Source organism: Pseudomonas brassicacearum (assembly GCF_918698105.1).
GTDB lineage: Bacteria > Pseudomonadota > Gammaproteobacteria > Pseudomonadales > Pseudomonadaceae > Aquipseudomonas > Aquipseudomonas brassicacearum_F.
This window is the reverse complement of the sequence record NZ_CAKKMI010000133.1, coordinates 1-9,697: the sequence shown is the minus strand read 5'-3', so window position 1 is coordinate 9,697 and position 9,697 is coordinate 1. Positions and strand designations below refer to the sequence as shown.

General features: G+C 63.0%; 13 protein-coding genes. 10 read left to right on the top strand and 3 right to left on the bottom strand.

Annotation, left to right across the window (positions count from 1 at the left end; all coding sequences use genetic code 11):
• Positions 1–118: 118 nt before the first annotated feature.
• Complete coding sequence (locus LQ215_RS28700; protein ID WP_230153623.1) at positions 119–400, top strand: hypothetical protein; 282 nt, start codon at positions 119–121, stop codon at positions 398–400.
• Here LQ215_RS28700 and LQ215_RS28695 read toward each other — a convergent pair whose 3' ends face one another.
• Together LQ215_RS28695 and LQ215_RS28690 are read right to left on the bottom strand one after the other, a co-directional pair.
• On the bottom strand, positions 401–631 hold the full coding sequence (locus tag LQ215_RS28695) for a hypothetical protein (RefSeq protein WP_018605985.1): 231 nt from the start codon (positions 629–631) through the stop codon (positions 401–403). It abuts the gene before it with no gap.
• 109 nt (positions 632–740) lie between these two features.
• On the bottom strand, positions 741–1,091 hold the full coding sequence (locus tag LQ215_RS28690) for a hypothetical protein (RefSeq protein WP_230153622.1): 351 nt from the start codon (positions 1,089–1,091) through the stop codon (positions 741–743).
• Between the two features lie 203 nt (positions 1,092–1,294).
• Here LQ215_RS28690 and LQ215_RS28685 point away from each other — a divergent pair, with 203 nt between their 5' ends.
• The 5 genes from LQ215_RS28685 to ada all read left to right on the top strand — a co-directional run bounded on the left by LQ215_RS28685 (position 1,295) and on the right by ada (position 4,632).
• On the top strand, positions 1,295–1,597 hold the full coding sequence (locus LQ215_RS28685) for a DUF1883 domain-containing protein (protein ID WP_003182962.1): 303 nt from the start codon (positions 1,295–1,297) through the stop codon (positions 1,595–1,597).
• 30 nt (positions 1,598–1,627) lie between these two features.
• Positions 1,628–1,798: a hypothetical protein gene (locus LQ215_RS28680; RefSeq protein WP_230153621.1), complete on the top strand. Its 171-nt coding sequence runs from the start codon at positions 1,628–1,630 to the stop codon at positions 1,796–1,798.
• A 286-nt stretch (positions 1,799–2,084) separates the two neighbouring features.
• Positions 2,085–2,804 (top strand): 2OG-Fe(II) oxygenase, encoded by a 720-nt coding sequence (locus LQ215_RS28675; RefSeq protein WP_230153620.1) that lies wholly within the window; start codon positions 2,085–2,087, stop codon positions 2,802–2,804.
• The gene (gene alkB / locus LQ215_RS28670) at positions 2,791–3,471 is read left to right on the top strand and encodes a DNA oxidative demethylase AlkB (protein ID WP_230153619.1); all 681 of its coding nucleotides are present in this window, start codon (positions 2,791–2,793) and stop codon (positions 3,469–3,471) included. Before LQ215_RS28675 ends, alkB begins: the two co-directional genes overlap by 14 nt.
• A gap of 87 nt (positions 3,472–3,558) precedes the next feature.
• Positions 3,559–4,632, top strand: coding sequence for a bifunctional DNA-binding transcriptional regulator/O6-methylguanine-DNA methyltransferase Ada (gene ada / locus LQ215_RS28665; protein WP_230153618.1), 1,074 nt, complete (start codon positions 3,559–3,561; stop codon positions 4,630–4,632).
• Here ada and LQ215_RS28660 read toward each other — a convergent pair.
• The gene (locus tag LQ215_RS28660) at positions 4,596–5,084 is read right to left on the bottom strand and encodes a GyrI-like domain-containing protein (RefSeq protein ID WP_230153617.1); all 489 of its coding nucleotides are present in this window, start codon (positions 5,082–5,084) and stop codon (positions 4,596–4,598) included. The genes ada and LQ215_RS28660 overlap by 37 nt on opposite strands.
• Before the next feature lie 148 nt (positions 5,085–5,232).
• Here LQ215_RS28660 and LQ215_RS28655 point away from each other — a divergent pair, with 148 nt between their 5' ends.
• From LQ215_RS28655 to modC, 4 genes are all read left to right on the top strand, one after another.
• Entirely contained in the window at positions 5,233–6,306 is a 1,074-nt protein-coding gene (locus LQ215_RS28655) for an NAD(P)H-dependent flavin oxidoreductase (RefSeq protein ID WP_230153616.1), read from the top strand.
• Between the two features lie 760 nt (positions 6,307–7,066).
• Positions 7,067–7,819, top strand: a complete 753-nt coding sequence (gene modA / locus LQ215_RS28650; protein WP_230153615.1) for a molybdate ABC transporter substrate-binding protein — start codon at positions 7,067–7,069, stop codon at positions 7,817–7,819.
• On the top strand, positions 7,820–8,500 hold the full coding sequence (gene modB / locus LQ215_RS28645; protein ID WP_230153614.1) for a molybdate ABC transporter permease subunit: 681 nt from the start codon (positions 7,820–7,822) through the stop codon (positions 8,498–8,500).
• A gap of 3 nt (positions 8,501–8,503) precedes the next feature.
• The gene (gene modC, locus LQ215_RS28640) at positions 8,504–9,583 is read left to right on the top strand and encodes a molybdenum ABC transporter ATP-binding protein (protein WP_230153613.1); all 1,080 of its coding nucleotides are present in this window, start codon (positions 8,504–8,506) and stop codon (positions 9,581–9,583) included.
• The last annotated feature ends 114 nt before the right edge of the window (positions 9,584–9,697 follow it).

The following is a 9,697-nucleotide window of genomic DNA, read 5'->3' as shown; positions in this document are numbered from 1 at the left end:
GCCTCAAGTAAATGCCATATGAGTATTGAACGAGGCCTGTTCAGCTGTACTTTAGCTGTACCGCAATGGCCATTCGCTATAACCTCGCCATTGCCCTTCCCTTCTTGATGACGATCCCATGAAGACACTTCTGGCGCTGTTTACAGTCCTGGCCCTGGCGGGCTGTGCCTCGGCCGAAAAAACCTACCTGAATAACGGCGAACAAGGCCTGACCATCGATTGCTCGGGCGAGGCCAACTCCTGGGCAACATGCTACGAAAAGGCCGATGCGTCCTGTGCCGGCACTGGCTACCGCATCGTCGGTACCGACGGCACGCCCCAGGCCAAGGAAAGCGAGAAGACCCTGGGCGTCAGCGTCGGCAACTTCACCAGCCGCAGTGTCGTGGTGGTGTGCAAGTAGTCAAATGTGGATCTCGGCGAACTTGATGCCCAGCCCGCGCAAGGTTTCGATCAGTTCGTCGAGACGGGCGAAGGACTCGACTTCGTCCAGGTCATCCACCAGGAAAAAACTGCGCCCGGCGCTTTTCTTGAAGAACACGATCCATTCGCCCGGGCTCGCCGGGTTCTGAATCACGTGGGTGGCACAGATAAGACCTTCTGCATGGCGCTCGCGCACCTGCTCGCGTTTCATCGACTGACTCCATAAATGACAATGCCGCCAACGAGAACCGTGGCGGCATTTTTTGTCGAGGCCAGTAGTTTATCCGATGCCCGGCCCGCTCGTCAGGCGCGCAATGTGATCAACCGGAAATGCAGGCGTTGGCCGCATCCTGCACGTCGCCCGGACGCACCGGTACATTGGACAGGCTTTCGTGCAGCTTGATGCTGCTGCCGCTGGAGCGCTCGTCAATGTCGAACACCGCCGCCGGCAGGGTCGACAACTTGCCCGGGACGATCAACCGGACGCCATTCTTGTGGGGCTCCACTTGCAGCGGACCGCGGCTTTTGGCCAGTTTGTCGGAAACACACTTGGCATATTCGTGAGGTTTCTTTCCGGAGATGACGCTCATGGTGGGGGGCGTCTGGTTGATGTCCGATACCGATGCACATCCACTCATGGCCAATGCCAACACCCACACGCTGCGCTTCATATGATTCCTCCAATAAAGACCGTCCGACAGTGCAGTTGCCGTTTTTCTCCGGTGCCGCACCGCTTTATTTTTCCCGCAACCTGCAATAAATGAACAAAGCCTGGAGCGCGGGCCGGATATTAGCACTCGGGGCTGATAAACTGCGCATCATTGCCCCTTGCTATCGTTTTGATTTTGTAGAAAAAGCCCTTCTGGAGGCGCCCATGAAATTCATCCACCAGCGCGAGCACCTGAACGAAGACGACATCGTTGTCATCGAATGCTCCCAAATGTGCAACATCCGTTTGATGAACGACGCCAACTTCCGTAGTTTCAAGAACGGCGGCCGGCACACGTATCACGGCGGCGCGTTCGACACCTTCCCGGCCCGGATCACTGCCCCCAGCACCGGTTTCTGGAACATCACCATCGACACCGTCAACCGCCGTGCAATCAGCGTCACGCGCAAGCCGACCCTGACCCACAAGATCAAAATCATCCGGCGTTCCAGCTCGAAACTGAGCTGAGCCTCGCCCACTTTCAAGACAGGCAAAACCGTGGCCCAGACGACCAAATACGTCATCAAGTACAAGCTCAACGACGAACGCCGCTTCGAATTCGCGCAGCTGGAAACCGGCACCGAGGAAGAAGCCAGGGCGGCCCTGCTGGCCTTGCACGGCCAGACCGGCGATGTGATCAGCGACGTCAAGGTCAGCAAAGCGCTGTAAGCCTTTTGTCGCGAGGGAACTTGCTCCCTCGACTCTGTAGGAGCTGTGTAGGACCTGCGTAGGAGCTGTGTAGGAGCTGTCGAGTGCAACGAGGCTGCGATCTTGTTCCAGACAATTGAGTCGCAAGCGAAAGATCAAGATCAAAAGATCGCAGGCTTCGCCAGCTCCTACAGAGCCCGGCCCGAGCAAGCTCACTCGCCGCAGGAATGCCGCACCGCAAGAATCGGGGTGCCCTTCATCGCAGCGCTGCGCAGACTGAACAGTCCTTCCAACCAGGATTGCCATCGTGCCCCTTGAGCCTTCCCTGCCCCAGCACCTCGCCAACCTCGACTGGCCCACCGTGGAGCAAAATCTCGATCAGGACGGCTGTGCCATCATCCGCAACCTGCTACCAGCCATGCCGTGTCGCGAACTCAGTGGCTTGTACGCCGAACCCGGGCTTTTTCGTTCGCGGGTGATCATGGCCCGCCATGGGTTCGGGCGCGGCGAGTATCAGTATTTTCGCTATCCGCTGCCCGATATCGTCCAGCAATTGCGCCAGTCGTTGTACCCCGCGTTGGTCCCGCTGGCGAACCGCTGGAATGAACACATGGGTATTGAAGTGCGATTTCCCGACGAGCACACCGACTTTATCCAGCGCTGTCACGCCGCCGGGCAATCGCGGCCTACGCCGCTGTTGCTGCAATACGGTCCGCAGGACTACAACTGCCTGCACCAGGATCTGTACGGCGAGCAGGTGTTCCCACTGCAGGTGGCGATCCTGCTGTCGGAACCGGGCCGGGATTTTACCGGTGGCGAGTTTGTCCTCACCGAACAGCGCCCGCGCATGCAATCGCGCCCCCAGGTCATCGATCTGAAACAGGGCGACGCCGTGGTATTTGCCGTGCACCAGCGGCCCGTCAGAGGCGTTCGCGGTTATTATCGGGTCAACATGCGCCACGGCGTCAGTTGCGTGCACAGCGGCAGGCGGCACACCTTGGGAATCATTTTTCATGATGCGCAGTAATGACACACCGCTCACCTTGGACCTGTTCGCCGACCAGGCGCCCACCCCGCCTGGCCAGGTCGAGCAGATCGGCCAGCAAGCGTTCGTACTGCGCGGGTTCGCCCTGCCCTGGCTCGAGCGCTTGCTGCCGGCGCTGGACAGCGTCTTGCAGGCGGCGCCGTTCCGGCAGATGGTCACGCCCGGTGGCTTTACCATGTCGGTGGCCTTGAGCAGTTGCGGAGCGCTGGGCTGGACCACCGACCGCAGCGGTTATCGCTACACCGCCCACGACCCGCAGACCGGCCAACCCTGGCCCGACATGCCGGCGGTGTTTCGCGAACTGGCCCAGGCCGCCGCGCGGCAGGCTCTATTCGAACATTTCGAACCCGACAGCTGCCTGATCAACCGCTACGTGCCCGGCGCGCGGATGTCGCTGCACCAGGACAAGAACGAACGCTCGCTCACCGCCCCCATCGTCTCGATGTCCCTGGGCCTGCCGGCAGTGTTCCAGTTCGGCGGCTTCGAGCGCGGCGACAAAAGCCAGCGCATCCCGTTGTTTCATGGCGACATCGTGGTCTGGGGTGGCGTGGACCGGTTGCGTTACCACGGCGTACTGCCGCTCAAGGAAGGCCAGCACCCGCGCCTGGGCGCCCAGCGCATCAACCTGACGTTTCGCACCGCCGGGTGAAGGTACGGAATTCAACCGCAAGACCCGGAGTGTTGCTGCCTCGCAGGCTCACTATTGTAGGCAAAACGGGCCAATGGAATAACGACCATGAACAGCACTTCAAACAATCTCGCCCCTGAACTGGATCCTCGCTGGGCCGCCGTACTCGCCCGGGATCCGCGCGCCGATGGCAGCTTCGTCTATGGCGTGAAAACCACCGGCATCTACTGCCACCCCAGCAGCCTGTCGCGCCTGCCCAACCCGCGCAACGTCGAGTTCTTCGACACGCCGGAACAGGCCCAGGCCGCTGGCTACCGACCCAGCAAGCGCGTGGCCCGGGACCAGACCCAGATTGCCGCCCAACAAGCGGCACGGGTTGCCGCCGCCTGCCGACAGATCGAGGCAGCCGAGGAACTGCCTGGCCTGAATGAACTGGCAGACAGCGCGGGCTTGAGTCCCTTTCATTTTCATCGGGTCTTCAAGGCAGTCACCGGCCTGACCCCCAAGGGTTACGCCGCCGCCCACCGCTCACGCAAGGTACGCGAACGCCTGGCCGATGGTGGCACCATTACCGAGGCGCTGTACGACGCCGGTTTCAATTCCAACAGCCGCTTCTATGAGGCGGCCGACAAAGTGTTGGGCATGAAACCCGCCGACTACCGCGCCGCCGGGCAGAACACCGACATCCGTTTCGCCGTCGGCCAATGCTCCCTCGGGGCGATCCTGGTGGCGCAAAGCGAGCGTGGCGTGTGCGCGATCCTGCTGGGGGACGATCCGGATGCGCTGGTGCGGGACCTGCAGGACAAATTCCGCCGGGCCAACCTCATCGGTGCCGACCGCGAGTTCGAGCAGTTGATCGCCCAGGTGGTGGGCTTCATCGAAGCACCGGCCCTGGGCCTGGACCTGCCCTTGGACCTGCGCGGCACCGCCTTCCAGGAGCGGGTCTGGCAAGCCTTGCGGGACATTCCCGCTGGCAGCACCGCCAGCTACGCCGAGATCGCCCAGCGCATCGGCATGCCCAAGGCCGTGCGCGCCGTGGCCCAGGCCTGCGGCGCCAACAGCCTGGCGGTGGCGATCCCTTGCCACCGGGTGGTACGCAGCGACGGCAACCTGTCGGGCTATCGCTGGGGCGTGGAGCGCAAGCGTCAGTTGCTGGCGCTGGAGCGCTCGTCCGGGGATTGAATGCCGATGTAGATCGCCACCGAATCGAGGCCGCTGTAGACCTCGAAATCGGTGGTGAAACGGCGCGATGTCTGCGGGTTATCCGCGAAGTACGCCCAGATCAGGCCCCAGGTCTGGATCACGCAGTCGGGCATCGGCCCCTTGGCCGCAAACATCAGGTAATCCCCGCCCTCGATCTCCACGGCGGGGTAGCCTGCGCTGGTCGCATCCACCTGCACCCCGGCCGTCACATCGAAGTGGCCGGTGGCGTCGGACTCGTAATTGGAATACACCCCATAGACGAACGACTCCGACTGCCGGGCCGGAATCGTGTCGAACAGCCCTTCGTTGAAGAACTGCTGCCACATCGGGCCGATCCGGGCGCTGTCGGGCTGCTGCTCGTCAGTGTTACGGGTGCGCACCTGCAAACCGGCCACGGTGAAAGGTTCGACGGTCTTGAGTTTCACGTCCATGGGTCAGGCTCCTTGATGTATGAAGCCCGCATGGTAACCCTCCCGGCGTCGGGATCAAGGTGCGGCGCTCGATTGAAAAACTCGACTGGCCCTCGCCCGCCCACACCTGCTAAAAACGCTGTTTCCTTCTGCCGTCGGAGACCCGCACATGAGCCAGTGGCCAGACACTCGCATTCTTGACCTGCTCGGTATCGAGCTGCCGATCATCCAGGGGCCGATGGCCGGGGTGACCGGGCCGGCCATGGTGGTCGCGACGTGCAATGCCGGCGGGCTGGGTTCGATGCCGGCGGCGATGCTCGATGTCGAGCAACTGCGCCAGGCGCTGACGACCATCGGCGAACAGACCGACAAGCCATTCAATGTGAATTTTTTCTGTCACCAGCCACCGGCCTTCGACGAACAGCGGGCCGCGGCCTGGAAGCAACGGCTCAAGCCGTATTACCAGGAACTGGGCGTCGACTTCGACGCGCCGACCCCGGTGTCCAACCGCACGCCGTTCGACGATGCCGCTTGCCGGGTGCTGGAAGAGATGCGTCCCAAAGTGGTCAGTTTCCACTTTGGCCTGCCGGAAAAATCCTTGCTGGACCGGGTCAAGGCTACCGGGGCGAAAATCCTCTCTTCGGCCACCACCGTCGAGGAAGCCATCTGGCTCGAACAGCACGGTTGCGACGCGATCATCGCCATGGGCTATGAAGCCGGGGGGCATCGCGGGATGTTCCTCAGCGACGATCTCAACACCCAAGTCGGGCTGTTTGCCTTGCTGCCGCAGGTGGTGGATGCGGTGAAGGTGCCGGTAATCGCTGCCGGTGGTATTGGCGATGCCCGCGGGATTGTCGCGGCGTTTGCCCTGGGTGCCTCGGCGGTGCAACTGGGCAGCGCTTATCTGTTCACCCCCGAGGCGAAGATCAGCGCTTCCCATCACCAGGCGTTGCGCACGGCCAAGGAAAGCCAGACCGCTGTTACCAACCTGTTCACGGGTCGCCCGGCCCGAGGCATCGTCAACCGGGTGATGCGCGAAGTGGGCCCGATGAGCCCACTGGCCCCGGCTTTTCCCTTGGCGGGTGGTGCATTGATGCCGTTGCGCGCCAAGGGCGAAGCAGACTTCAGCAACCTCTGGGCCGGCCAGGCCTTCCCCTTGGGGCGCGAGTTGTCGACAGCCGAGTTGACCCGGCGGTTGGCTGAAGAGGCGCACGCTCAGCTCAATCGCTTTGGTCGATCCTGATGGTCATCATCGCCCGTTAGACCGCCATCGCGAGCAGGCTCGCTCCCACAGGGGATCGGGGGCAACCGGCAAATCTGGACACACCACCGGACCTGTGGGAGCCGAGCTTGCTCGCGATAGCGGTAGCACATTCAACAGGGATGCAAGCTGACACACTGCTTTCGCGAGCAAGCTCGCTCCCACAGGGGATCGGGGGCAACCGGCAAATCTGGACACACCACCGGACTTGTGGGAGCCGAGCTTGCTCGCGATAGCGGTAGCACATTCAACAGGGAGGCAAGCTGACACACCGCCATCGCGAGCAAGCTCGCTCCCACAGGGGATCGGGGGCAACCGGGAAATCTGGACACGCCACCGGACCTGTGGGAGCCGAGCTTGCTCGCGATAGCGGTAGCACATTCAACAGGGAGGCAAGCTGACACACCGCCATCGCGAGCAAGCTCGCTCCCACAGGGGATCGGGGACAACCGGCAAATCTGGACACACCACCGGACTTGTGGGAGCCGAGCTTGCTCGCGATAGCGGTAGCACATTCAACAGGGAGGCAAGCTGACACACCGCCATCGCGAGCAGGCTCGCTCCCACAGGGGATCGGGGGCAACCGGGAAATCTGGACACGCCACCGGACCTGTGGGAGCCGAGCTTGCTCGCGATGGCGGCAGCCCTTGCACCCTCACCCCAGGCAAAATGCCGCGTTCCGTTTGTCGGCCATTCGCTATATATTCCGGTATATAGCGAACCCGCCTTCGGAGCCTCATCTATGCGCCTCACCCGCTTCGCGCCGTTGCTGTTGATCCCGTTCCTGACGATTGGCGCCGTGCAGGCCGCCGAGGTGCAGGTGGCGGTGGCGTCTAATTTCACCGCGCCGATCCAGGCCATCGCCGCCGACTTCGAAAAAGACACCGGGCACAAACTGGTGGCGGCGTACGGCGCCACCGGGCAGTTCTACACCCAGATCAAGAACGGCGCGCCCTTCGAAGTCTTCCTCGCCGCCGACGACACCACCCCGGCCAGACTCGAAAACGAAGGCGACACCGTCAAGGGCTCGCGCTTCACCTACGCGGTCGGCACCCTGGCGCTGTGGTCGGCCAAGGACGGTTATGTCGATGGCACGGGCCAGGTGCTCAAGCACAACGACTTCCAGCACCTGTCCATCGCCAACCCGAAAGCGGCGCCCTACGGCCTGGCCGCGACCCAGGTGCTGGACAAGCTCGGCCTGACCGCCCAGGTCAAAAGCAAGCTCGTCGAAGGCCAGAACATCACACAGGCCTATCAATTCGTCTCCACCGGTAACGCCCAACTCGGTTTCGTCGCCTTGTCCCAGGTGTACAAGGACGGCAAAGTGACGGGCGGCTCGGCGTGGATCGTCCCGGCCGAACTGCACGACCCGATCAAACAGGACGCGGTAATCCTCAACAAGGGCCGGGACAACCCTGCTGCCGCGGCCCTGGTGGATTACCTCAAGGGCCCGAAAGCCGCCGCCATCATCCAAGCCTACGGTTACCAACGCTAAATGCCACTGACCAGCGCCGACTATGACGCCATCTGGCTGACCCTGAAACTGGCGTCATTGACCACGGTGATCCTGTTGCTCATTGGCACGCCCATCGCGTTGTGGCTGTCGCGCACCCGCTCCTGGCTGCGCGGGCCGGTGGGTGCGGTGGTGGCGTTGCCATTGGTGCTGCCGCCCACGGTGATCGGCTTCTACCTGTTGCTGGCGTTGGGGCCGAACGGTTGGATTGGCCAGCTCACCCAAGCCCTCGGGTTGGGCACCCTCACCTTCAGCTTCACCGGGCTGGTGATCGGCTCGGTGATCTATTCCATGCCGTTTGTGGTGCAACCGTTGCAGAACGCCTTTGCCGCCATCGGCAGTCGCCCGCTGGAAGTCGCCGCCACCCTGCGGGCCGGGCCCTGGGATACGTTTTTCAGCGTCATCCTGCCCCTGGCCCGCCCCGGCTTCATCACCGCAGCAATTCTTGGCTTCGCCCACACCGTCGGCGAATTCGGCGTGGTGCTGATGATCGGCGGCAACATCCCGGAGAAAACCCGGGTGGTGTCGGTGCAGATCTACGACCATGTCGAAGCCCTGGAATATGCCCAGGCCCATTGGCTGGCGGCGGCGATGCTGGTGTTTTCATTCCTGGTGCTGCTGGCGCTGTACTCCAGCCGCCGAACCCGTGCCGGTTGGAGCTGATCGATGATTGACGCGCGTTTTCAGCTCGACCACGGGGCTTTTTCCCTGGACCTGGATGTGCAACTGCCCGGCCGTGGCGTGACCGCCCTGTATGGGCCGTCCGGTTCCGGCAAAACTACCTGCCTGCGTTGCATTGCCGGGTTGGAGCGACCGGCCCGGGGTTTTATCGAGGTCAATGACCAAGTCTGGCAAGACACTGAGCACGCGGTGTTCGTGCCGCCCCATAAACGGTCGGTGGGGTATGTGTTCCAGGAGGCGAGCCTGTTCGCCCATCTGTCGGTACGGGCCAACCTAGCGTTCGGCGTCAAGCGCATCGCGCCGGCACAGCGGCGGGTGGACATGGCACAGGCCACCGAACTGCTGGGCATCGGGCACTTGCTCGACCGGCAGCCGCACAACCTGTCCGGCGGCGAGCGCCAGCGGGTCGGCATCGCCCGCGCCTTGCTCACCAGCCCGCAACTGCTGTTGATGGATGAGCCGCTGGCGGCCCTCGATAGCCGGCGCAAAAACGAAATCCTGCCGTACCTGCAACGGCTCCACGATGAACTGGACATCCCGGTGCTGTATGTCAGCCATTCCCAGGACGAAGTGGCGCGCCTGGCCGACCACATCGTGCTGCTCGACGGCGGCCGCGCGCTGGCCAGTGGGCCGATCGGCGAAACCCTGGCCCGGCTCGACCTGCCATTGGCCCTGGGGGATGACGCCGGGGTGGTGATCGAGGGCAAGGTCAGCGGGTATGACCCGGCTTATCAATTGCTGACCCTGAATCTGCCCGACAGCCAACTGAACGTACGCGTGGCCCACACGTCCCTGGCCCCCGGCCAGCCCCTGCGCTTCAAGGTCCAGGCCCGGGACGTCAGCCTCAGCCTGGCGAACGATGCCCAGACCAGCATCCTCAATCGCCTGCCGGTCACCGTGGTCAGCGAACAGGCCGCCGACAACGCCGCCCACGTGCTGATCCGCCTGGAAGCCGCCGGCACCCCGCTGCTGGCGCGCATCACCCGCTATTCGCGCGATCAGCTGAAATTGCATCCAGGGCAGGTGTTGTGGGCGCAGATCAAGGCGGTGGCGGTGTTGGCGTAGGGTCCGAAACCAGCGGATCACACTGTGGGAGCTGTGGGAACAAACCTGTGGGAGCAAGGCTTGCCCGCGATAGCATCGCCTCGGTCTATCAGCTACACCGAGGTGCTTGCATCG